Annotated in this window: 23 protein-coding genes; 3 read left to right on the top strand and 20 right to left on the bottom strand. The window is 45.6% G+C overall.

Going from position 1 to position 22672, the window contains the following annotated elements; all coding sequences use genetic code 11:
- The 11 genes from V5G21_RS17790 to rpsU all read right to left on the bottom strand — a co-directional run bounded on the left by V5G21_RS17790 (position 1) and on the right by rpsU (position 9425).
- The gene (locus tag V5G21_RS17790; protein WP_011246523.1) at positions 1–390 is read right to left on the bottom strand and encodes a diacylglycerol kinase family protein; all 390 of its coding nucleotides are present in this window, start codon (positions 388–390) and stop codon (positions 1–3) included.
- Positions 365–847: an rRNA maturation RNase YbeY gene (ybeY, locus tag V5G21_RS17785; RefSeq protein WP_035203969.1), complete on the bottom strand. Its 483-nt coding sequence runs from the start codon at positions 845–847 to the stop codon at positions 365–367. The genes V5G21_RS17790 and ybeY overlap by 26 nt, the downstream gene beginning before the upstream one ends.
- Positions 844–3015 carry an HD family phosphohydrolase gene (locus V5G21_RS17780; protein ID WP_011246521.1) on the bottom strand — a complete coding sequence of 724 codons (2172 nt, stop codon included), beginning with the start codon at positions 3013–3015 and terminating at the stop codon, positions 844–846. The genes ybeY and V5G21_RS17780 overlap by 4 nt, the downstream gene beginning before the upstream one ends.
- A gap of 37 nt (positions 3016–3052) precedes the next feature.
- On the bottom strand, positions 3053–4018 hold the full coding sequence (locus V5G21_RS17775; protein WP_011246520.1) for a PhoH family protein: 966 nt from the start codon (positions 4016–4018) through the stop codon (positions 3053–3055).
- 5 nt (positions 4019–4023) lie between these two features.
- Positions 4024–5211 (bottom strand): sporulation protein YqfD, encoded by a 1188-nt coding sequence (gene yqfD, locus V5G21_RS17770; RefSeq protein WP_011246519.1) that lies wholly within the window; start codon positions 5209–5211, stop codon positions 4024–4026.
- An 18-nt stretch (positions 5212–5229) separates the two neighbouring features.
- The gene (gene yqfC / locus V5G21_RS17765; RefSeq protein ID WP_011246518.1) at positions 5230–5523 is read right to left on the bottom strand and encodes a sporulation protein YqfC; all 294 of its coding nucleotides are present in this window, start codon (positions 5521–5523) and stop codon (positions 5230–5232) included.
- 128 nt (positions 5524–5651) lie between these two features.
- Entirely contained in the window at positions 5652–6206 is a 555-nt protein-coding gene (locus V5G21_RS17760; RefSeq protein WP_035203961.1) for a hypothetical protein, read from the bottom strand.
- Positions 6207–6222: 16 nt separating this feature from the next.
- Complete coding sequence (floA, locus tag V5G21_RS17755) at positions 6223–7245, bottom strand: flotillin-like protein FloA (RefSeq protein WP_011246516.1); 1023 nt, start codon at positions 7243–7245, stop codon at positions 6223–6225.
- A gap of 3 nt (positions 7246–7248) precedes the next feature.
- Positions 7249–8613, bottom strand: coding sequence for an NfeD family protein (locus V5G21_RS17750; protein WP_011246515.1), 1365 nt, complete (start codon positions 8611–8613; stop codon positions 7249–7251).
- Positions 8614–8771: 158 nt separating this feature from the next.
- On the bottom strand, positions 8772–9230 hold the full coding sequence (locus tag V5G21_RS17745; RefSeq protein ID WP_011246514.1) for a GatB/YqeY domain-containing protein: 459 nt from the start codon (positions 9228–9230) through the stop codon (positions 8772–8774).
- Between the two features lie 21 nt (positions 9231–9251).
- Entirely contained in the window at positions 9252–9425 is a 174-nt protein-coding gene (rpsU, locus tag V5G21_RS17740) for a 30S ribosomal protein S21 (protein WP_011246513.1), read from the bottom strand.
- 187 nt (positions 9426–9612) lie between these two features.
- Between rpsU and V5G21_RS17735 the strand changes: the two genes are divergently transcribed.
- Both V5G21_RS17735 and V5G21_RS17730 read left to right on the top strand, forming a co-directional pair.
- Positions 9613–10539 carry a Na/Pi symporter gene (locus V5G21_RS17735; protein WP_035203958.1) on the top strand — a complete coding sequence of 309 codons (927 nt, stop codon included), beginning with the start codon at positions 9613–9615 and terminating at the stop codon, positions 10537–10539.
- Positions 10540–10626: 87 nt separating this feature from the next.
- Positions 10627–11559 carry an aldo/keto reductase gene (locus V5G21_RS17730; RefSeq protein WP_011246511.1) on the top strand — a complete coding sequence of 311 codons (933 nt, stop codon included), beginning with the start codon at positions 10627–10629 and terminating at the stop codon, positions 11557–11559.
- A gap of 111 nt (positions 11560–11670) precedes the next feature.
- Here V5G21_RS17730 and deoC read toward each other — a convergent pair whose 3' ends face one another.
- Positions 11671–12345: a deoxyribose-phosphate aldolase gene (gene deoC / locus V5G21_RS17725; RefSeq protein ID WP_035203955.1), complete on the bottom strand. Its 675-nt coding sequence runs from the start codon at positions 12343–12345 to the stop codon at positions 11671–11673.
- Between the two features lie 157 nt (positions 12346–12502).
- Here deoC and V5G21_RS17720 point away from each other — a divergent pair, with 157 nt between their 5' ends.
- On the top strand, positions 12503–13753 hold the full coding sequence (locus V5G21_RS17720; protein WP_063609686.1) for a dicarboxylate/amino acid:cation symporter: 1251 nt from the start codon (positions 12503–12505) through the stop codon (positions 13751–13753).
- A gap of 46 nt (positions 13754–13799) precedes the next feature.
- Here V5G21_RS17720 and V5G21_RS17715 read toward each other — a convergent pair whose 3' ends face one another.
- The 8 genes from V5G21_RS17715 to hrcA all read right to left on the bottom strand — a co-directional run bounded on the left by V5G21_RS17715 (position 13800) and on the right by hrcA (position 22602).
- Positions 13800–14564: a class I SAM-dependent methyltransferase gene (locus V5G21_RS17715; RefSeq protein WP_095255083.1), complete on the bottom strand. Its 765-nt coding sequence runs from the start codon at positions 14562–14564 to the stop codon at positions 13800–13802.
- 114 nt (positions 14565–14678) lie between these two features.
- Positions 14679–16016 (bottom strand): tRNA (N(6)-L-threonylcarbamoyladenosine(37)-C(2))-methylthiotransferase MtaB, encoded by a 1338-nt coding sequence (gene mtaB, locus V5G21_RS17710; RefSeq protein ID WP_338464991.1) that lies wholly within the window; start codon positions 16014–16016, stop codon positions 14679–14681.
- A gap of 11 nt (positions 16017–16027) precedes the next feature.
- Positions 16028–16774 carry a 16S rRNA (uracil(1498)-N(3))-methyltransferase gene (locus tag V5G21_RS17705; RefSeq protein ID WP_338464990.1) on the bottom strand — a complete coding sequence of 249 codons (747 nt, stop codon included), beginning with the start codon at positions 16772–16774 and terminating at the stop codon, positions 16028–16030.
- Between the two features lie 14 nt (positions 16775–16788).
- Positions 16789–17736 carry a 50S ribosomal protein L11 methyltransferase gene (prmA, locus tag V5G21_RS17700; RefSeq protein WP_338464989.1) on the bottom strand — a complete coding sequence of 316 codons (948 nt, stop codon included), beginning with the start codon at positions 17734–17736 and terminating at the stop codon, positions 16789–16791.
- Positions 17737–17759: 23 nt separating this feature from the next.
- Positions 17760–18878, bottom strand: coding sequence for a molecular chaperone DnaJ (dnaJ, locus tag V5G21_RS17695; protein WP_035203938.1), 1119 nt, complete (start codon positions 18876–18878; stop codon positions 17760–17762).
- 158 nt (positions 18879–19036) lie between these two features.
- Complete coding sequence (dnaK, locus tag V5G21_RS17690) at positions 19037–20872, bottom strand: molecular chaperone DnaK (RefSeq protein ID WP_095326038.1); 1836 nt, start codon at positions 20870–20872, stop codon at positions 19037–19039.
- An 18-nt stretch (positions 20873–20890) separates the two neighbouring features.
- Positions 20891–21469: a nucleotide exchange factor GrpE gene (gene grpE, locus V5G21_RS17685; protein ID WP_011246502.1), complete on the bottom strand. Its 579-nt coding sequence runs from the start codon at positions 21467–21469 to the stop codon at positions 20891–20893.
- A 104-nt stretch (positions 21470–21573) separates the two neighbouring features.
- Positions 21574–22602 carry a heat-inducible transcriptional repressor HrcA gene (gene hrcA, locus V5G21_RS17680; RefSeq protein ID WP_011246501.1) on the bottom strand — a complete coding sequence of 343 codons (1029 nt, stop codon included), beginning with the start codon at positions 22600–22602 and terminating at the stop codon, positions 21574–21576.
- Positions 22603–22672 lie beyond the last annotated feature (70 nt).

Here is a 22672-nt window from a genome sequence, read left to right as displayed (position 1 = left end):
TTACTGGAATAATTCGAGCAAGTACGGAAAAAAGATCATCACTCCTATTACCGCAGCAAAGATACAGAACACGAACACACTGGCGGCAGCAATGTCTTTTGCACGCTTTGCTAAAGGGCGGTATTCTTCCGTCACTAAGTCGACGGTACGTTCAATTGCCGTATTCATCACTTCCAATGACAATACACCGCCGACCACAAGCAAAAGCACGAGCCACCGCTCAATGGAAACAGACAACGCCCAAGCAGCAATCAATACAACCGCCCCACTAATTAAGTGGATACGCATGTTTTGCTCATGCTTAATGACATCAATGAGCCCTGCGCTTGCATAACGGAACGAATGCAAAAAGCGGCGGATTCCTTTATGATTCCGATCTCCCAAGCCCATAGGATTGTAAAATCTCCTCTTGTTTAGTGAACATTTGCTTTTCCTCTTCCTCGTTCATATGGTCGTAGCCAAGCAAATGAAGAAAGCCATGAACAACAAGAAAAGCAAGTTCCCGTTCAAACGAATGGCCATAATCAGCAGCCTGCCTCTCGACATGGGGGACTGAAATGACGATGTCCCCTAACAAATTAGGTAAGCCCAGCTCCTCATGAAAGGTTGGATCAAAATCGCCTGTCTCATCATTTAAAGCAAATGACAGTACATCCGTCGGGCGGTCAATCCCTCGATGTTCGCGGTTTAACTCGTGAATGTCCTCTTCCGTAGTAAATGTCACCGACACTTCGCTTTGCTGGGACAAGCTCACTTCTTGCGCAGCATGGTTTAGGACGTCTTTAACTAGTTGCAATTGCTCGCTTGAAAGAAACTGCCCTTCATCATTTAATTCCACATCAATCATGGTTTTTCTCCTTTAGGCTTTTCTTCTGGATACTCGATTCGTTGATGGAATGTGCCATTTAACGTTTCACATAAGGAAACTTTAATGGCGTTTAATTCGGCTAGCGTCAGATCGGACTCATCAAACTGCCCATCCTCCAGTTTATCTTTAATAATTTTATCTACCAAGTTTTCAATTTTATCAGGGGTCGGTTTTTGCATAGAACGAACTGCTGCTTCTACACTGTCCGCAATCGAAATAATTGACGTCACTTTCGTTTGCGGTTTTGGCCCAGGATAGCGAAATTGTGATTCTGGCAAAGGTTTTTCCGCATCCTCATTTGCTTTGTGGTAAAAAAACTTCAGCAAGCTTGTGCCATGGTGCTGTTCGGCAATGTCAACAATCTCCTTAGGCATCTTATGTTGCCTAAGCAATTCTGCCCCATCGTAAGGATGGGAAATGATAATGGTCTTGCTAAGTTGGGGCGAAATTTTATCATGTGGATTTTCGCCTTTAAGTTGGTTTTCAATAAAGAAGTGGGGCCTCCGTGTTTTCCCGAGATCATGGTAATAAGAGCCAACACGGGCTAACAACCCATTTTCCCCGAGCACCTCGCAAGCGGCTTCAGCCAAATTGCCGACAACCACACTATGGTGGTATGTCCCGGGAGCTTCAGTCAAGATTTTCCGCAGAAGCGGATGGTTCGGGTTCGAGAGTTCGATTAACCTTGTAACTGATAAAATCCCAAAAGCTGTTTCAATAAATGGCAACAATCCAATTGTCAGCACTGCAGCTACAAATGCAGACAAAAATGCTGCTGAAAAATGCAAGCCAATCTCCATTACATTTAAATGGATGCTTTTCATTAATAATAGCGCAAGTACCGTGATAATATTCGCGCAAGCAACAAACAGACCGGCACGCAAAATCCGCGTAGCTTTGTTCGTGCTATTTAAAAAGTAAGTAGCCGTTAAACAGCTTATAAATATATAGAAGCCATACGTAAATGAAAATGTGCTCGTCGAATCGTGATTGTAATAAACACTGCCAATAATCGCAAACAAAAAGCTAGAAACAATCGCGATTTTTGGCTGCAACAATAATGTAAGGAGCATTGCTCCTGCTGCAGCTGGGACAACAAACCCAAATCCGTTTATCATCAATAGGCTCTCTAAGTAACTCGATGTTTTCATTAATGCCACAATCACGGTAAAGACGATCGCATACATGAGCAAATGGGAGTTGTCAGTGGCAACGGTCGTTTGCGAATCGTTTAAAAAATAGGCTAAAACCGCGATCAAAATGCAAACAAATAGGGCTAGCCCTATGTATGGATAAATGATTAAAGAATCATCAAGCAAGCCGACAAGGCGGAGCTGTTCGTAAACTTGATGGTTAACGATGTCCCCTTGTTTTACAATTAGCTCCCCTTCGCGAATGAGAACAGGCTCGATCGCTTCAGATGTTTCCTGCCTTAATCGTTGTGTTGCTTCAGCATCATATGTAACATTGAACACAATTGCCATGTCAACAATTTCAGCGACAGCATGGCGCACATCAGAAACGAGCGTCGAAATGCTATCAATTTGGTCTCGCGCTTCTTGTTTTACCTCCTGCAAATCGCCAACGCGAATTTGTTGGCTCATCGTTTCATGAACTGTATTTACCGAGGTGTCAAGGGCTAATTGAAATTGGGCATCCGTAGCCTCAAGCAAGGCGACGATCGTTTCATCTTGCAAATCAGCATTTGTGGTATCAGAGAAATCAGCGCGCACACGTTCAACTTGATCTTCAAGAGGCACGTCCTGGTCATCGCTGTCCTCCTCTCCTTCCAGCTCGGCTGAGTCTCCCCTCACACTTCCAATTACGCTAAAGATATCATTGACTTGCTGAACTCTGTCTTCTTCGTATTTTGTATTGTGCTTCATTTGGGAATCAATGCTGGCGATCGCTTCTGTCCTTCGCTGCTCCGTTGCCGCTTGGTCCACTACCGTCATAGGTGCACGAATATCTTGCTCCGCTGGCTCGGACAAATTTACGTTTAGCCGCTCTGGTATGACGTTGTCTAACATCGATACATAAATCAGAACGCCTAGTATTGCAAGAATGGTTACACGAATATAAGGTTGGTGTTTTATTTTTCGCCACCATGCACGAGTGGAAGGCGCTTTACGTTTGTCTGCAGCCATAGCTGGTCACCTCGCTTTCTACCCAAAAACGTTTTGGTTACTGCTCGTTTTCTGTATGTTCATACGCCTCAAGGATTCGTTGGACAAGCAAATGCCTGACCACGTCGCTTGCTTGCAAGTAAACGAAACCGATGCCTTTCACGGTTTTCAGCTTTGCCAATGCTGCTTGTAAGCCAGACCGCTTGCCTTTTGGCAAGTCCACTTGTGTCAAGTCCCCGTTTATAACCATTTTCGAACCAAAACCTAACCGAGTAACAAACATTTTTATTTGCTCTTCGGTTGTGTTTTGGGCCTCGTCCAAAATGACGAATGCATCATCCAGTGTACGCCCTCGCATATAGGCAAGCGGCGCAACCTCGATCGTCCCTCTTTCCATTAACCTTGCTGTATGCTCCACGCCTAAAACTTCATGGAGTGCGTCATAAATGGGACGCAAGTAAGGGTCCACTTTTTCTTTCAAATCCCCTGGCAAGAAACCAAGGCTCTCTCCGGCTTCAACAGCAGGCCTAGTCAAAACAATTCGTTGCACATGGCCCTCTTTTAAGGCAGCAACAGCCATGACGACAGCTAAATAGGTTTTGCCCGTCCCCGCTGGGCCGACACCAAAAACCATGTCATGCTTTTTAATCGTCGATACATAGTGCCTTTGGCCAAGTGATTTTGCGCGGATATTTTTCCCTTTTACAGTCGTTGCAATATTTTCGTCGTATAAATCATGAAGTTCCTCCAGCTTGCCAGCCGCTTCTAGCTGTACAGCATACAAGACATCACGCTCACTTATTTGCTGTTGCCGTTCCACCACTTGTTCAAGCGCTTGAAGGACATTGGCGGCACGCTCGATTTCACTTGCTTCACCAATCGCTAATATTGCTTCGCCTCTTGTAACAAGTTGGATCGACAACTCTTCCTCCAATCGTTTCAAATGCTGGTCATTTGGCCCGTATAGCGCTTGTGTAATACGAGCGTCTTTTGCGCCTAGCTGGATTAAAGATGTTTCAGACAATCGCCTCAGTCTCCTTGGATAATTGGTTTTTCACGTGCAATTTCTTCTAGAACTTGGTAATGAATCATTAAAGAAACTTTATCATTTTCGACCGCTTCTTGCAAAACATGTTCAGACATGATTTCCGCATCTTCTGGAATTTTCTCTCTTAACTCCCGGCGCGCTTCCTCTTTCGCGACTGCAACAGCTTCCTCTTTTGTATACGTGCGAGTAAATTCCAAAGTTTCACGCTGATCGATCGTACGGAACTGAATCGGCAAACGATAGCCAAACAAAGACCACTCCGTCTCCTGTTCAAACGTCTCATACGTCTCATAATCCGGTTCTTTTATGTTCCAAAAAGGAATCTCTATGTCCCCTAATACAAGCATACGCTTGCTTTGTTGCTCGCCTGTCAAAGAAGCAAATGTGTTTTCGAGTGGAACAGTTACAGAAGAAGTATACCATATTTCACCGATTACCGATGCTTTTGCCGCTACAGTCTGTTCTTTTCCTTCAGCGCCAATAAATCCGGATACAAGCAATTCGCCTTCTTCTACAAAATCATTGGTTTTCTTCACCGCTTTGCCATCTTCAACAAACATTTTATGGATGACCGCTTTCTTTGCGGCAACAAGATGACGGGGACTCAACAACTCAGGCGCTTCTTGGCGTACTTGCTCGACTACCTCAAATTCAAAGGTCGTCCCTTTTTTGCGCACTCCAATCCATGTGGCCTCATCGATATACTCCGTTACAATGCGTTGCACTTCGTCGGGTTGGGGTAATTTAAACTGAAAAGCGCCTCGTTTAATGCCAATTTCGTCGATCACTTCCCTCAGCTCTTGTTCGACGTGGGGGGACGCTCCTTTAATGTGAATCCCCCATACCATGCTCGACGAAAACAACATGAGCATGAAAAAGGCCACCATCCCAATGGCAAACCCGGCGCGGATTTTTACTTTTTTCATAAAAAAAGGCAAACCAGATCGTTTTGTAAAGGTTGTCTTACATCCAGAATGCCGAAAGAGAACACGGATTTTTGCAATATCGTTCAACGCTACATCAAACTGAATGTTGTCATTGCCTCCATGCCGGACATTCCAGACATGGATGTTGTTCTTTAGGCATGCATTCAGTAGCCTTTCTGGATATTGGCCAGCCACTTCTACCGTAACAGACCCAATAAATGATTTAAGGAAATCATTTCGCATCTCCGTCTGGCTCCTTTCTTAACGGTTCTTTTTGTCATCAATGAACAGCACTTCATCGATCCGCCCTTCCAACAATAACTCTTCGGGCAAAATCGTTTTTAATACAAACCCATCTCCTTTTATTAGCAACTGACCTTGCTTTAAAAGAAGGCGAAGCTCCTGGTTCGAAAAACGGAGTACACCTTGATGGTTTTCAATGTAGATATGCAGCTGGCCGATCATTGTGATTCGCGGCAAATCCATGAGGACATCAGCAGGAAGCTGCATGTGATGGGCAATCCAGTTTTTCATTCGGCTCGTCATCTTTTTCATTTGGCAGCCCCCTCTCCTAACGAGTCTATGAATCAATGAAGGGAAATAGCACAAAAAACCGCAGCCCTATAGGGGGCTGCGGCGAGGTTGCCGACAAAGTCGACAATATCAAGCTGAAATGCTGTTTATTAATACTGTCTACGAGGGTATTTTGCCAATTTCCTTCCTTTAGGCGGGCCTAAAATTTCCGCCAAAACAACTGCTTTCATCGCTTCCTTACCAGAAAGATGAGACAGATTTAAATCAAGGGGGTCACCAGCATTCGCCTCGTCCCTTTTTTTAGAAGCTAAATCCTGTTCAGCCTCTTTAAACCTGTTGACACGTTCTTGCAATTGGCGTCTGCGCTCCTGGAGTTTTTCTGTTTTCTCCAGGGCGCGCTCACTTGCTTCAACACGTGCAGGTTGAATGTCTGGTTTTGGTTGAGCAGGCGGAGCAGATTCTTGCGGAAAATAGTCTTCCCAGCGTATTTCCTGCTGCTTCGGCTGTCTATGATCGACGCGAGGCTGCGTTTGTACCGGTTCTCGTTGCGGCCGTTGTTCGACAGGAGGCTGTTCTGATTCTTCGCCTCTATTGTTCTGTTGTTGAGTCGCCTGACCGATTCGCGAGAAAAGGCTGACCAGTCCACCAACAAGTATAATCACAAGGAACGGATTGGCAAACAGAAAATCAAATAAACCGGACATTCAATTCCCCTCCTGTTTATTTGTCGACGTTGCGGTTGCGAGGGTCATTTTTCGAATGCTGTTCCTCTTTCGTTCCAGATGCTTTGCTGATCGAATCTCTCATATCCGTATCCGCCATTACATTTTGGTAATTCATATAATCCATGACGCCCATATGGCCTTGACGGAGTGCTTCGGAAAGAGCCATTGGCACTTCTGCCTCTGCTTCCACCACTTTCGCGCGCATTTCTTCGACGCGCGCCTTCATTTCTTGCTCTTTCGCTACAGCCATTGCACGGCGCTCTTCTGCTTTCGCTTGAGCAATGTTTTTGTCTGCTTGCGCTTGGTCTGTTTGCAATTCTGCACCGATGTTTTTGCCGATATCAATATCCGCAATATCAATCGATAAGATTTCAAAAGCTGTTCCTGAATCAAGCCCTTTTGAAAGAACGGTCTGAGAAATCATGTCAGGATTTTCAAGAACTTTTTTATGATCGTTTTGTGAACCGATCGTTGAAACAATGCCTTCGCCGACACGGGCAATAACCGTATCTTCACCGGCGCCACCGACGAGGCGATCAATGTTGGCACGAACAGTGATTCTCGCTTTCGCTTTCACTTCAATTCCATCCATTGCTACACCGGCAATAAACGGCGTTTCAATGACTTTCGGGTTTACACTCATTTGCACAGCTTCAAGAACGTCACGTCCAGCAAGGTCAATTGCTGCTGCACGTTCAAAACTTAAATCAATATTGGCACGCTGGGCTGCAATCAAGGCATTAACGACACGGTCGACGTTCCCCCCTGCCAAATAGTGCCCTTCCAATCGGGATGTATCCAAATCAAGGCCCGCTTTCACTGCTTTAATGAGCGGGTTGACGACACGCGCTGGCACAACCCGACGAAGCCTCATCCCAACAAGTTCAAAAATACCGATTTTCACTCCTGCCGCAATGGCGGATATCCACAGTGCGACTGGCACAAACGTAAACAAGATCGCAATTAAAATGATTGCAAGTGCAATGGCAATCAAAACGAAAATCGTTGAATCGTTCATCATCTAGTCTGTCTCCTCCTTCTTTAATGACTGTACCGGCTCTACTTTCCGCACAACAACACGGGCACCGGATACATGAATCACTTTAAGTGAACTGCCTTTCTCAATATAGCCCCCTTCAGAAACCACGTCAAGCCGCTCGTCTCCAATTAGAGCAATGCCGGCTGGTCGAAGGACGCTGAGCGCTTTGCCTTCCATTCCAATAAGTGCTTTGTTCGTTTCTGCAGAGAGATACCCTTCTGCTGCTGTCGTTTGGGCGGATAAGACAAGCTTTTTCCAAGGTCCTTTGTCCCCAAAGAATACGAACAAGACAATGACCGCCACTATAGACACAAACAAGGCAATGCCGACTGAAAAAACCATGACCGTCGTCGAAAAAGAGGCCATAAAGAATCCGCCGACAATTAAACCAATTCCTAGAAGGCCAAATATGCCGAACCCTGGCGCCATAAATTCCACACCAAGTAGCACTGCTCCGATAACAACTAAAATGAGGGACTCCCAGCCAGCAAAACCGGCAACCATGTGGCCAAAAAAGAACAGTAGCAGTGCGCTAATCCCCATAGTGCCAGGAATGCCAAACCCTGGCGAATACAGTTCCATAATTAAGCCTAAACTGCCAATCGAAAGCAAGATCGGAATGACAATTGGATTCGTCACAAACCTAGCAATCTGTTCAGCAATGCTCACATTCGCTTCTGTCACATGGACTTCCTCTTCATCGTAGCCCAAATAATCAAGTACACCTGCTAAATCATCCTTAATGGCTTCAGCATAGCCAACTTCATATGCCTGTTTGGCGTTTAGCGTCAGATAACCGGAAGGGAACCCTTCTACATCAAATTCAGCATTTGCCATCGCCTCGGCATAATCAGGATTCCGCCCGCCTTCAGGGCCATGTTCACTAGCGGCAGTCTTCATGCGGCTGATCCAAAGAGACTGGGTTTTCTCTTCTGCTGCATTGCCAGCCCCATCAATCACGCCAGCAGACCCAATTTGGCCATTCGGTACCATGATGATTTCATCTGCATTTAAAGCAATATAAGCGCCTGCTGAAATGGCTTCACTATTGATAAAGGCAGTAACAGGAATATCAGTGCTATTAATAATATTGGCGATATGGCCAGCTGCGTCGACAGCGCCTCCTGGGGTGTTAATATTCAGAATGATATGGTCCGCCCCGTTTTCTTCAGCCTCTGAAAATGAGCGCTCAAGAAAGGCTTCAAGGCCCCGTTCGACCGTTTGTTCAATCGGAATTACATAAATGGACGCGTTCTTTGAGTCGGCTTGGTTGGCAAGCACCTGAAACGGCAAAAGCACACACGCCAGCAGCCAGGACACTAAGGCGAATTTCATCCACTTGCCCACTCGTCTATCCTCCTCCTTTTCCAGGTATTACTTTATGTACGATTCCATTCGCCTAAAGGTTTCAGTTCCTTCATAAAAAAGTGTATCACGCCATCCTGAGAAAACCAAACAATTCTATTATTAGGATAGTAAAAAACCTCTGCTTAACAGCAGAGGTTTTATTGGTTCGATTCATTCGTTAAATGCTTGATAACAAGGCGATTAACGAGGGCACCATCGGCTTTGCCTTTTACTTTTGGCATGATTGCGCCCATGACTTTCCCCATATCAGCTTTTGAGGTAGCATTTGTTTGTGCAATTGTCTCTTTTACAATTGCTTCTAATTCATCGTCTGACAATTGCGCAGGCATATATTCGTTCAGCACGGATAGCTCCGCTTCCTGCTTTTTTACTAGATCTTCACGATTCGCTTGTTGAAATTCATGGAGGGATTCTTTACGCTGTTTGACTTCCCGGCTAAGAACAGCTAAGCTCTCGCTTTCAGCCAAATCGCGCCCAAGCTTAATTTGCTCGTTTTGCAATGAGGACTTCACCATACGGATGACAGAAAGCCTGTCTTTATCTCTATTCTTCATCGCAGTCTTCATATCTAGGTTTAACCTCTCAAGAAGATCCAAGGGAAACCACCCTCTCAAAAATTAGAACTTGCGTTTACGAGCCGCTTCAGATTTCTTTTTACGTTTTACACTTGGCTTTTCAAAGTGCTTGCGTTTTCTTACCTCAGCTAACGTTCCTTCTTTAGAGAGTGATCTCTTAAAGCGACGAAGTGCAGCATCAATCGATTCGTTTTTGCGAACACGAGTTTCTGCCATTTTATTTCCCTCCCTCCGAAAACAACCAAACTCAACACGTACATAAAGCACGTCTGCTTAACATTATAATACAGTGGCTCTTTTTAAGTCAACTGCAATCCGCAAACTTCCGCTTTCGCCTATCCCAGCAAAAGTTGCTGTCATGTTATTTTCACTTGTCCATATAGTGTAAGGACGAGGTGGTTGCATGGGAAAAGAACTGTTTACAGTCATGGCTGTATTTATTACGCTTTTTCTGTTCGGCATGTTCATCTTGCGAGCCGGATTATTACAGATAGGGGTAGAAAAAGTCCAAACGCTTTTGTTGAAAGCGACTGACTCCCCTTGGAAAGGGCTGATTGCAGGTACACTTATCACAGCGCTTTTTCAGTCAAGTTCTGTTGTAATGGTGCTTTTAGTTGGGCTTGTTGCTGCTGGCATCATTTCATTCAGGCAAACGATCGGTGTCATTTTAGGGACAAATATCGGCTCTTGCTTTACATTAGAACTGGTTGCCTTCCAACTATCCGACCTGGCAGTGCCGCTGCTGCTATTCGGGCTCGTTTTGCTTATGTTCAAAAGTGCGGCCTCCTACACAGCAGGATGTGTTTCATTTGGAATTGGCTGCATTTTTTTAGCGATGACAGGGCTAGAATCATTGGCAGATCCACTCGCCTCTTTCCCTGTCACTCATCACTTTTTTCAATGGACAAACGACAGCCACTTAACAGGCATCGGAGTCGGTGCTATTGTGACGACCATCATTCAGTCCAGTACAGCTACCATCGGCATGGCAATGGGCTTTATCCAAGATCAAGGACTTTCAATGGAATCTGGAATCGCTATTATGCTCGGCGCCAATATCGGCACTTGCTTAACCGCATACATTGCAAGCATCGGCGCAGGGCACACGGCTAGGCTTGTAGCCCATGCCCACATTTGGCTCAACTTATTGGGGGCGGTTTTGTTTTATGCTTTGATCCCTTACTTGGCCGATGTGTCCTATTTGCTTGCAAAAACGGCTAGCGTCCAATTGGCCCATGCAAGTACGTTGTACAATATTGCTTGCTCACTCCTTGTCCTCCCTTTCACAGCTAAATTTGCCCAGTTTGTCGAACATGTGGCAAAAGGATGACTTCTTTCTTGCATGTCCATGTCTTCGTTTTAAGGGGCGATTATAAGGGAAATAGCATGAAAGAACTATTTTTAAGGAGGAGATTGAATGAAACAGTCGATTCTCGGAAAATCAGGGCTACGCGTCTATCCGATTGGTCTTGGCACCAATGCTGTTGGCGGGCACAACCTTTACCCGAACTTAAATGAAAACGCTGGTAAAGACTTGGTGCGACAAAGCATTGAACATGGCGGCAATTTTCTTGATACAGCATTTATTTATGGCGAAGGGCGCTCAGAAGAATTAATTGGTGAAGTTCTGCAAGAGTTTAAGCGAAGCGATGTCATTATTGCCACCAAAGCTGCCCATAAAAAACAAGGCAACGATTACGTATTTGATCATTCTCCGTCCTTTTTAATAAAATCAGTCGATGAGGCGTTAACACGGCTGCAAACGGATTATATTGATTTGTTTTATATTCATTTCCCTGATGAATCAACACCAAAAGATGAGGCCGTCCAAGCATTGGCTGAATTAAAAAAGGCAGGGAAAATTCGAGCAATAGGTGTGTCGAACTTTAGTTTGGAACAATTAAAAGAGGCAAATAAAAACGGGGATGTCGATGTTTACCAAGGCGAATACAATTTACTGAACCGGGAGGCAGAAGAGACGATTTTTCCGTACGTCACAGAGCACCGAATTTCATTCGTCCCTTATTTTCCACTCGTATCAGGCTTGCTTGCTGGTAAATATAATAAAGAAACCACTTTTCCTAGCGGCGATTTGCGCAATTCACAAAAGCATTTCCAAGGAGAAACGTTTAAGGAAAACATCGACAAGGTCAACAAACTACAGCCTATCGCCGACAACCATGGCGCCGACATCGCCCATGTAGTGCTGGCTTGGTATTTGACGCGTCCAGAAATTGATGTTGTCATCCCTGGAGCAAAACGTGCTGAACAATGGATAGCTAACAAAAAGGCCGCTGACATCCAGTTAACAGACACAGAAAAAGCGTTTATAAGCGACTTGTTTTCTTAAAAAGACACAACAAAGGCGGAGTATCTCTCCGCCTTTCAGACTGTAGACAAATGCTCGTATACTTCATCATTGGACAGGCATATCCGTTAGAGCACTTAGCGCCTTTGTGTATTAGTAGCCGCTACTTCCTGTGGCACCTGTTACGATCGCTACCCCTGCACTTGCGCCAATACGAGTGGCACCTGCTTCTACCATCGCATTCACAGCTGCTAAATCACGAATACCCCCGGAAGCTTTCACACCGACATCCGCACCGACAACTCGGCGCATTAACGCAATATCTTCCACCGTAGCTCCTCCTGTTGAGAAGCCTGTAGACGTTTTGACATAATCGGCTCCTGCTTGAACAGCAAGTGCACATGCACGCTCTTTTTCTTCGTTCGTCAACAAGCATGTTTCGAGAATGACTTTTGTCAGTGCTTTATCTTTTGCAGCATCGACAACCGCTCGAATATCATTTAACACCATTTGGTCTTGTTTATCTTTAAGAGCCGCAACATTGATAACCATATCGACTTCAGTGGCGCCATTGGCAATCGCGTTTTTTGTTTCAAACGCTTTCGTTTCAGGCGTTGATTGGCCTAGAGGAAAGCCAATTACTGTACAAACTGCAACATGTTTGTCCTCTTTCAATTGTTCAGCGGCGAGTTTTACCCAATAGGGGTTAATGCAGACTGAGGCAAATTGGTATGTTTGTGCTTCTTTGCATAATTGGAGAATTTGTTCCTTTGTCGCATCTGCCTTAAGCAGTGTATGGTCAATCAACCTTGCGATATCGGTTGCCATTGAACCCACCCTTTCCTGATTTGTACGTGCCTAGCTATCATACCATGAAAAAAGACAAAACGAACAGCCAACTAGACGAGCAATTGGCGATTGTCGTTTTGTCTTTTCCTATGTATGATTAGAGAGCAGCCATGTACATTTGTAAGGAGAAATGATGATGAGACAATTTTTACAGCAGTACCGCTTTTCACTGATTTTACTAGGAGCCGTTGCTATAGGAGGGGCATGTGGCGTTTATTTTGGGGAAGATGCGACAATCGTTCGCCCATTTGGCGATTTATTTTTAAACTTCATGTTTATGATGATCGTCCCACTTGTGTTTTTCAGCATCTCCTCAGCGATTGCAACGATGAACGGGATGAAGCGCTTAGGAAAAATCATGGGCACTATGTTTGCAGTCTTTTTTGTGACAGCGGCAATTGCCGGCGTTTTGGCACTTTTTGGGTCTTCCCTTGTCCCGCCTTTATCAGAGACTGAAACAGCTTCGTTGCAAGGAGAGCTCTCTTCTTATACGCCTGAAGAGGCGAATGAAGAGTTCAATTTGCTTGAAGAGCTTGTCCAAACAGTCACAGTCCCAGACTTCGCCGATCTCTTTTCGCGAAGCAACATGCTACAATTGATTGTTCTATCTGTATTTGTTGGTTTGGCCACTACAGCCATTGGTGAACAGGGCAAGCCGTTCGCCCAATTTTTGCGTTCAGGTCAGGCTGTCATGATGAAAATTATTTCTTATATTATGTATTACGCTCCGATCGGTTTAGGATGTTATTTTGCCGCAATTATTGGCGAACTCGGAAGCCAACTTCTTGGTGGATATTTACGCGTACTCCTCCTATATATCGGCATTACAGCGGTTTATTTTTTTGGCTTTTTTACTTTATATGCATACGTTGCCAGCGGCAAGCTTGGCATCAAGACATTTTGGAAACATGCAGTCGCCCCATCGACAACTGCACTGGCCACATGTTCAAGTGCAGCGAGCATTCCCGTTAATTTGCAGGCAGCAAAACGGATGGGCGTCCCCAAGGACATTGCTGAAACAGTGATTCCCTTAGGAGCTAATACCCATAAAGACGGGTCTGTGATTGGCGGTGTTTTAAAGATTGTCTTTCTCTTTACGCTATTTGGTAAGGAGATGGCAAGCCCTACCGCGGTTTTAAGCATCTTGGCAGTCGCTTTTTTAGTTGGCGCCGTGATGGGAGCTATTCCTGGCGGCGGCCTTGTTGGTGAAATGCTTATTCTTAGCATTTTTGGCTTTCCACCAGAAGCATTGCCGCTAATTGCTGTCATTTCAACGATTATTGACGCCCCGGCTACACTGCTTAACTCATGTGGCAACACCGTTTGTTCGATGTTGACTGCCCGTTTTGTTGAAGGGCGACAATGGCTCAGTACCCAGCGATCATAAGTGCATACGAGCATGGCGCAAGGATCCCCTTGCGCCATGCTGCTTTTTAGTTTTTTTGAAGCTCAAGCAAAATCGATTGCCCACAAAAAGTAGAGACCGCTCCGTCTACTTCTTTGATCGCATATGCTTGTTTCTCTCTTTCTCCTGCCGCTAACATCCACTTTCCTAGATCACGTTTTTTTGCTTCATTCAACTGCACCCTCGCTGTCCAGTCATGAAAATCAAATTGCTTGCAAAACGTGTGCAGCTGTTTAACGGTAAAACCCGCTTCTTCTGCCATTTTTAACCATTCTGATTTTTTATAAGCGCGAACATGGCTCGGATCGCGGTATGTTTCAAGCTTATTATAAAAGCGGTCAAGGGCGTCTTCCTCTAAGGCAACATTATCGAGCAAATAGAGCCGTCCTCCTTCTTTAAGGACCCTGTAAGCTTCCCTTAAAAAAGCAGAGACTTCGTCAAAATGGTGGGCGGCAATGCGGCAAACGGCTAGATCAAATGCAAAAGCGGAAAATGGTAGCTTTTCAGCAGTAGCCTCGACAAATTCAATATTGGTTAAGCGATTTGTTGCTGCTACGTTTTGAGCGGCAGCTAGCATTTCTGGCGTCACATCGACAGCTATGACGTTTTGCACATAAGGGGCAATCGTTTTAGCAGCATGCCCCGCCCCGGTCGCGATATCAAGTGCCGTCTTCGCTTTGCTGTTGCTAATAAGCGCCTTTAGCAGTTCCAAATCTTCTCCTTTTGCGTGATTCTTGCTTGTTACATAGGCATTCGCATTCGGTCCAAACGTATCTCTTGCTTTTTGTGTCATGCCTTCCCCTCCTTTTGCTTTTAGTATAAAACGCGCTGGTAGGGAAAGATATTCGGAATAAATGATCACCCTCTATAAAAAAAACGCATCCCGGAATTTTCCGGAATGCGTTTTTTACACAATTTGCTTGTAATCTTCTAAAACGCGGACGAATTCGCCATGGTTATATGGATAGCCCGCCTCTTTGATTTTTACGCGCACCAATTTTCCAATCATCGTTTCATCAGCTTCTAGTTTTACTTTTAAATAGTTATCTGTATAGCCGACAAACAAGCCGCTTTCAGGGTTGTCTTTATCTCGCTCTTCTGGAATGACTTCAAGCACTTCATTCTCAAAACTTGAGGCATATTCTTTCGCTAATTGGTTTGACAGTTCAATTAAGCGGTGCACACGTTCATTTTTTATGGCCTCATCGATTTGGTTTGTCATCCGAGCAGCTGGCGTACCTGTGCGCATCGAATAAGGAAAGACATGCAATTCACTGAACTTATGTTTGGCGATAAAGTCGTATGTTTCTTGGAACTCTTCTTCTGTCTCGCCAGGAAACCCAACAATGACATCGGACGTAATCGCAAGCCGTGGAAGGGCTTGTTTTAACTTTTCAATCCGTTCTTCATAAGCGGCCATCGTATACTTCCTGCGCATCCGTTTCAGCACCGTATCCGATCCAGATTGGAGCGGAATGTGCATATGGCGGACCACTTTGCTTGATTTGCCGATCACCGCAATGACCTCGTCGGTTAATTGGCTCGCCTCAATCGACGAAATACGAAGCCGTTTCAGCCCCTCTACCTTTTCCAAATCCTCTAACAAGCGGGCAAGGCTATAATCCTTCAAATCTTCGCCATAGCCGCCAGTATGAATGCCAGTCAACACGATTTCTTTGTAGCCAGCATGAACAAGTTGCTGGGCTTGGCGCACGACTTCTTGTGGATCGCGGGAACGCATCAACCCTCGCGCCCAAGGAATAATGCAAAATGTGCAGAAATTGTTACAGCCTTCTTGAATTTTTAAAGACGCCCGTGTCCGATCCGTAAATGAAGGCACATCCAATTCTTCATATACCCGTGATTTCATAATATTGCCGACAGCGTTGATTGGCTGCCGCTCTTTTTTATATTGGTCGATGTAACCAAGCATTTTCGAGCGGTCTTGCGTACCGACAACAATATCGACCCCAGGAATGGCCATCACTTCAGCAGGAGACGTTTGCGCGTAACAGCCAGTTACGCAAATAACAGCGTCTGGGTTTTTGCGAATCGCGCGGCGAATGACTTGCCTGCTTTTTTTGTCACCTGTATTGGTGACCGTACATGTATTAATGACATAGACGTCTGCAGTCTGTTCAAACTCGACTTTTTCATAGCCTTCTTGTTTAAACAGCTGCCAAATCGCTTCCGTCTCGTAATGGTTTACTTTACAGCCTAATGTATGAAACGCAACAGTTGACAACTGGATTCACCTCATAATTCAAATTGGTACGAAAGAGCAGCTAACACGTACATAGCAGCCGTTTCAGTACGGACAATGCGAGGGCCTATGCTGCAAGAGACCGCGCCCTTCGCCGACAAAAGCGCTACTTCCTCACGAGTCAGCCCGCCTTCAGGACCGACAATAACCAAAAGAGACATGCCTGGTTTGAGCATAGCAAAGGCGCGCTTTAAGTTTGCCTTTTCACCTTGCTTCGCTTCTTCTTCATCACAAACAATGCAGACATCGTAATGAGTAAGGGCCTCGGCAACCACTTTTAGCGGCACAGGCTTGGCCACGTTTGGCACGAAAAGGCGATGTGCTTGTTCTGCGGCTTCCTTAGCAATCTTTTGCAAACGCTCCGTTTTTTTTGCACCCTTCTTTTCATCCCATTTTACTATAGATCGACTCGCAGAAAAAGGCGCGAATGCGTACGCGCCGAGTTCTGTTCCTTTTTGGACGATGGTTTCAAGCTTATCGCCTTTCGGCAGGCCTTGCGCGACCGTCACACGGATTGGCAATTCTGTCTCGTTGTCCATTTCGTTGAGAACGGTGCCTTTGACGCTAGATGGGTCGAATTGCGAAAGCTGAACAAGCACGGCTTTGCCGTCTTCATTGACGCAAATGACTCCATCGCCTGCTTGCATACGCATCACTTTTGTAATGTGCGCGGCGTCGTCGCCAGTTATTTCGACAACTTCATTTGTCAACTGTTCATTTTTAATAAAGTAACGCTGCATGCCTTTGCACCTACCTACGCTTGGCTGGGTTTTTGCGCAACAATCGCTACCCAGTCGTCCAATTCGTTCACTTCCTGAATCAGAAAACCTACTGCCTTTAATGCCCCTTCGACAGCTTCTCTTTTGCTAGAGATGATTCCAGAAGTTAAAAAGAGCCCGCCTCGTTTGACAACACGGTAAGCATCGGCCGTAAACTGCAAAATGACTTCTGCTAGAATGTTGCTAACAAGCACATCAGCGCTTTCGCTAGCAACATCGTCTAGGAGGTTGCCTTGCTGCACATGCACGAAGTCACTAGCGCTGTTTAGGGCGACATTCGCCTTCGCGTTATTCACAGCAACCTCATCCAAGTCCAACGCTGTAATAGACTCGGCGCCGAATTTCCATGCAGCAATTGCAAGTATACCTGAACCGGTGCCAACATCGATGACTGCATCCCCTTGCTTGACCGCATGCTCAAGTGCTTGAAGCGACAGAATCGTTGTTGGATGTGTCCCAGTGCCAAACGCCATCCCTGGATCTAATTCGATGACGATTTCCCCTGGACGGGCGCTATACTCTTCCCATGTCGGCACAATGGTGACTTGCTCCGTTACTTGAACAGGGTGGTAAAAGCTTTTCCATGCCGTTGCCCAGTCCTCTTCTTTTACTTCTGTATAATCCATTGTCCCGTGGCCAATGTCAATTTGAAAGGAAACGAGATTATGGACGCGCCTTCTCACTTCAGCAATCGTTTCCTTAAAAGTGGCGCCCATTGGAAAATAGGCTTTAACCATTACACCTTCATCGGGGTAATCCTCCGGGGAGAGCTCATACACTTCCCCATACTTTACACTCCACTCTGTCACAAGGTCCTGGGGATCCTCAATCGCTACGCCTGCGGCACCTAATTCATGGAGAATATTTGATACAGGCTCCACCGCTTCCTGCGTCGTATGGACGCGAAATTCAGCCCATTTCATTTGTTCGGCCACCTCGCTTGATTTCAATCGCCTTTGAAAGCACGGCGCAGTTTGTCAAAAAATCCGTCATTTTGCTCCTCTGGCCTTCCGCCGCTCATACCGGCAAATTCACGCATCAATTCTTTTTCATTTTCAGTTAAATTTTTCGGCGTTACGACACGAACTTGCACATGCTGATCGCCTTGGCCGCGCCCATGCACATTCGGCACTCCTTTTCCTCTCAGGCGGAAACTAGTGCCTGTTTGCGTGCCTGCTGGAATTTTTAATTTAACTTTCCCTGTCAAAGTTGGCACTTCAATTTCATCCCCTAGGGCAACTTGTGGAAAAGTGAGCGGTACTTCACAATAAATGTCTTCTCCATCACGTTCAAAAAATTCATGTGGCTTCACTTGGAAGACAACGTAAAGGTCGCCTGGAGGACCCCCGTTTGCCCCAGCTTCACCTTGTCCAGCTACGCGGAGTTGTTGCCCATTATCAATCCCTGCTGGCACTTTGATATTGATTTTTTTGCGTTTCCGCACTTTGCCTTTGCCGCTGCATGTAGCACATTTTTGCTTAATGATTTTCCCAGTTCCTTCACAATAGTTACAAACACGGCGATTAACAACACGGCCAAATGGCGTGTTTTGTTCAACATTCAGTTGACCTGACCCACCGCAATGGGAACAAGTATCTGGCTTTGTACCTGGTTTGGCCCCTGATCCATGGCACGTACCGCATGTTTCCTCACGGGGGATTTCAATTTCGGTTTCCTTGCCAAATACTGCTTCTTTAAACTCCAATGTCATCGTATATTGAAGGTCATCCCCTTGGCGCGGGGCATTTGGATTGCGGCGCCCACCTCCACCGCCAAAAAACATATCAAAAATGTCGCTAAAACCACCAAAATCGCCACTTGCGCCGGCTCCTCCAAATCCTTGGTTTGGATCAGCATGGCCAAACTGGTCATAACGGGCTTTCTTTTGTGGATCGCTCAATGTATCATAGGCTTCTTTTACTTCCTTAAATTTCGCCTCAGCGTCCTCTTCCTTGTTGACATCAGGGTGATATTTTCGTGCTAGTTTTCGATATGCTTTTTTTACTTCTTCTACTGATGCATTCCGGTCTACGCCAAGCACTTCATAGTAATCTCGTTTGCTCACGTGCAGTTTCCCTCCCGACTGAAGCTGTCTGTCGCTTCACGTTTTCTCACATAACGTTCATCATACCACCATATAAAGCGCAGTTGCAATCTCGGCGCTTTTTTCAGAGAAAAAAGCCAAAGCCACTACTGACTTTGACTTTCTTCCATTAAGCAAGCTTATTTTTTGTCGTCGTCGTTCACTTCTTCGTAATCTGCGTCAACAACGTTGTCGTCTTGCTTATCCGCACTTTCATTGCCGCCGTCTTGTTGAGCTTGTGCCGCTTGTGCTGCTTGCTCATACAACTTTGTCGTCAAAGCAGTGACGATTTCTTGAAGTTCGTCCTTGGCAGCTTTAATGTCGTCTGTGTTGTCGGCTTCAAGTGCTTTTTTCAACTTGTCTTTTGCTGCTTCGGCTTTGTCTTTTTCTACTTGATCAACATTGTCGCCTAAATCTTTTAGCGTTTTTTCAGTTGAAAAGACGAGCTGGTCTGCTTCGTTACGCAGTTCTACTTGCTCGCGACGCTTTTTGTCTGCTTCTGCATTTGCTTCGGCTTCTTGTACCATTTTATCAATTTCTTCTTCTGATAGGCCTGAAGAAGACGTGATTGTAATCGATTGTTCTTTGTTGGTTCCAAGATCTTTCGCCTTAACATTGACAATACCGTTAGCGTCAATATCAAATGTCACTTCAATTTGCGGCACTCCCCGTGGTGCTGGCGGAATGTCTGATAATTGGAAACGGCCAAGCGTTTTGTTGTCGGCAGCCATTTCCCGTTCCCCTTGAAGCACATGAATATCAACAGAAGGCTGATTGTCAGCAGCTGTTGAAAACACTTGTGATTTTGATGTAGGAATCGTTGTGTTGCGTTCAATTAGTTTGGTGAATACGCCGCCCATCGTCTCAATTCCAAGAGACAATGGTGTAACGTCAAGAAGCACAACGTCTTTAACATCACCAGTCAACACACCTGCTTGCACTGCAGCTCCAAGCGCTACTACTTCGTCAGGGTTGACGCCTTTATGAGGGTCTTTGCCTGTTAGCTGTTTAATTGCCTCTTGTACAGCCGGAATACGAGTCGATCCACCAACAAGGACGACTTTGTCGATGTCTGATGCGGACAGACCAGCATCAGAGAGCGCACGGCGTGTTGGGCCAAGCGTCCGTTCTACGAGGTCGGCAGACAACTCATCGAATTTCGCACGAGTCAATGTTAACTCTAAGTGCTTAGGACCTGTGGCATCGGCAGTAATAAATGGCAGCGAAATTTGCGTTTGCGTAACGCCAGATAAATCTTTCTTCGCTTTCTCAGCAGCGTCTTTCAGACGTTGCATCGCCATTTTATCTTGCGACAAGTCGATGCCGTTTTCTTTTTTAAACTCTGCTACAAGATGATCCATGATCACTTCATCAAAATCATCGCCGCCTAGTTTGTTGTCACCAGAAGTAGCTTTTACTTCGAAGAAGCCGTCGCCTAGTTCAAGGATGGAAACGTCGAACGTACCGCCGCCAAGGTCATAAACCAGAATCGTTTGGTCATCTTCTTTTTCAAGACCATATGCAAGAGCTGCAGCTGTCGGCTCATTGACGATGCGGTCCACTTCAAGGCCAGCAATTTTGCCTGCGTCTTTTGTCGCTTGACGTTGGGAGTCATTAAAATAAGCTGGAACCGTAATGACCGCTTTGGTAACTTTCTCGCCAAGGTATGCTTCTGCATCGGCTTTTAACTTTTGTAAAATAATCGCTGAAATTTCTTGAGGGGAGTAACTTTTCCCTTCAATGTCTACTTTGTAATCAGTACCCATATGACGTTTAATGGAAATGACCGTATTTGGGTTAGTGATCGCTTGGCGCTTTGCCACTTCGCCCACGAGACGCTCTCCGTCTTTAAAAGCGACTACAGAAGGCGTTGTCCGGTTGCCTTCTGGGTTTGGGATAACCGTGGCTTCGCCGCCCTCCATTACGGCCACACAAGAGTTTGTTGTCCCTAAGTCAATACCAATAATTTTGCTCATGCGTCGTTCCTCCAAGTCCTATTGATTTACTTTCACCATTGAGTGTCGAATCACTCGGTCTTTTAGTTTGTACCCTTTTTGAAGTTCCTCAACAATTTGGTTCGGCTCATAGCCTTCCTCTGACACTTGCATCACTGCTTGGTGGAGATGTGGGTCGAACAGCTCACCTTCTGTAGGAATCGGTTCTACCCCTTCTTGTTTTAATGCTTCTTCTACTTGGCGGTACACCATTTCCATTCCTTGGAGCAATTGCTTTGCTTCTTCATGTTTAGGTTCGACCAACAAAGCGCGTTCGAAGTTATCAAGCGCAGGGAGCAGTTTTTCAATAAAGCCTTGGGCGCGGTATTTTGCCTGCGCCTCTTTCTCCTCTTTTGTGCGACGGCGAAAATTTTCATAATCAGCACGAACGCGAGCGAGACGGTCTTTCAATTCATTTAGCTCTATTTCAAGAGGGTGAACCTCTGGCTCTTCTTGTTCTTCAACTTCAGTTCCGCTATTGTTTTCAGTCTCTTCTTGCTCAGCGGAATCGCCGTGGCCGTCTTCTTTTGTTTGTTCTGTTTCTTCTGTTTGCAGTTCCTCGTTCTTCTCTTCTGCCACGTTTGTTCACCTCCTGTAAAATCATCGTCTATAGCTTGCGGGCTTTGGACATTTGCCCGCGCCTTCTATGTATAGCAGCAGAGGACTGCTGCGTATACGAAATACTAACGTTCAAAACCAGTTAACCGTTTTGTCAAGTCTTTCGACAAGGAGTCAACCACTTTAATCATCCGCTTATATTCCATTCTTGTCGGTCCGATCACGCCTAGCGTCCCGACATGGCGGCCGTCAATGGCATAAGATGCTGTAATGACACTGCAAGACTCGAACGCTTCCAGTTCGTTTTCTTGGCCAATCGAAACATGGAGCCCATCTGTTTGTTGTGCGCGCAGCCACTTTTGCAATAAATTTTCCTCTTCAAGTGCTTTATAGAGAAGCCTCATTTTCTCAACATCTTGAAATTCAGGCTGTTCCATTAAATTGGTTTTCCCTGAAAAGAATAGTTTCTCTCCTGAAGCAGGAACCATTGACTGCTGAAGCATATGGAGAATATGTTCGTAGTTATTGATATGCGCTTTAAAAAGTTGGGCAAGCTCTGTATTCAACTTCCGTTGCAAAGAAGACAACGGCGTGCCAACAAGGCGCTCATTTAACAAATTGACCGTCCGCTCTAAATCGGAAGGCGTCACATTTTCATCCACTTGGACAAGCCTGTTTTCAACATGCCCGTTTTCGCTTACAAGGATCACAACAGCCTTTTGGTTGCTCATCGGGATGATTTGTATATGGCGCAAACGTTCATTTATCGATTCTGGGCCAAGTACAATCGACACATAGCTAGTCATTTCTGACAAAATACGCGCCGATTCTTGGAACACCTCTTCCATTGCCTGGAGCCTGGCTGTTGTCAGCCTGGAAAGGCCAGCTCGCTCAGCTACAGTCAAACGGTGCGGCGACAATAAATGGTCGACATAGTACCGGTACCCTTGTTGAGAGGGGACACGGCCAGCTGAACTATGGGGTTTTTCCAAAAATCCCAGTTCTTCGAGATCAGCCATTTCGTTCCGAATCGTTGCTGGACTGTATGGGATATCCTCTCGTTTCGAGATGCTGCGCGAACCAACCGGCTCAGCAGAGCGAACATAGTCGTCAACGATCGCATGTAACACCAACAGTTGTCTTTCCGTTAACATCCCAGCACCTCCTGTTAGCACTCAAATGCAACGAGTGCTAATACTATTGATACACTATCAAACAGGTGTC

The organism is Shouchella rhizosphaerae, from assembly GCF_036700015.1.
Classification (GTDB): Bacteria; Bacillota; Bacilli; order Bacillales; family Bacillaceae_D; genus Shouchella; species Shouchella rhizosphaerae.
The sequence above is the reverse complement of the archived record's forward strand: the minus strand, read 5'-3'. Positions and strand labels throughout refer to the sequence as shown.

What these genes read in the sequence shown, in the direction of transcription:
- V5G21_RS17790 (WP_011246523.1), bottom strand. Translation starts at nt 390, where the DNA reads ATGGGCTTGGGAGATCGGAATCATAAAGGAATCCGCCGCTTTTTGCAT.
- ybeY (WP_035203969.1), bottom strand. Translation starts at nt 847, where the DNA reads ATGATTGATGTGGAATTAAATGATGAAGGGCAGTTTCTTTCAAGCGAG.
- V5G21_RS17780 (WP_011246521.1), bottom strand. Translation starts at nt 3,015, where the DNA reads ATGGCTGCAGACAAACGTAAAGCGCCTTCCACTCGTGCATGGTGGCGA.
- yqfD (WP_011246519.1), bottom strand. Translation starts at nt 5,211, where the DNA reads ATGCGAAATGATTTCCTTAAATCATTTATTGGGTCTGTTACGGTAGAA.
- yqfC (WP_011246518.1), bottom strand. Translation starts at nt 5,523, where the DNA reads ATGAAAAAGATGACGAGCCGAATGAAAAACTGGATTGCCCATCACATG.
- V5G21_RS17760 (WP_035203961.1), bottom strand. Translation starts at nt 6,206, where the DNA reads ATGTCCGGTTTATTTGATTTTCTGTTTGCCAATCCGTTCCTTGTGATT.
- floA (WP_011246516.1), bottom strand. Translation starts at nt 7,245, where the DNA reads ATGAACGATTCAACGATTTTCGTTTTGATTGCCATTGCACTTGCAATC.
- rpsU (WP_011246513.1), bottom strand. Translation starts at nt 9,425, where the DNA reads ATGGCAGAAACTCGTGTTCGCAAAAACGAATCGATTGATGCTGCACTT.
- V5G21_RS17735 (WP_035203958.1), top strand. Translation starts at nt 9,613, where the DNA reads ATGGGAAAAGAACTGTTTACAGTCATGGCTGTATTTATTACGCTTTTT.
- V5G21_RS17730 (WP_011246511.1), top strand. Translation starts at nt 10,627, where the DNA reads ATGAAACAGTCGATTCTCGGAAAATCAGGGCTACGCGTCTATCCGATT.
- deoC (WP_035203955.1), bottom strand. Translation starts at nt 12,345, where the DNA reads ATGGCAACCGATATCGCAAGGTTGATTGACCATACACTGCTTAAGGCA.
- V5G21_RS17720 (WP_063609686.1), top strand. Translation starts at nt 12,503, where the DNA reads ATGAGACAATTTTTACAGCAGTACCGCTTTTCACTGATTTTACTAGGA.
- V5G21_RS17715 (WP_095255083.1), bottom strand. Translation starts at nt 14,564, where the DNA reads ATGACACAAAAAGCAAGAGATACGTTTGGACCGAATGCGAATGCCTAT.
- V5G21_RS17705 (WP_338464990.1), bottom strand. Translation starts at nt 16,774, where the DNA reads ATGCAGCGTTACTTTATTAAAAATGAACAGTTGACAAATGAAGTTGTC.
- prmA (WP_338464989.1), bottom strand. Translation starts at nt 17,736, where the DNA reads ATGAAATGGGCTGAATTTCGCGTCCATACGACGCAGGAAGCGGTGGAG.
- dnaK (WP_095326038.1), bottom strand. Translation starts at nt 20,872, where the DNA reads ATGAGCAAAATTATTGGTATTGACTTAGGGACAACAAACTCTTGTGTG.
- hrcA (WP_011246501.1), bottom strand. Translation starts at nt 22,602, where the DNA reads ATGTTAACGGAAAGACAACTGTTGGTGTTACATGCGATCGTTGACGAC.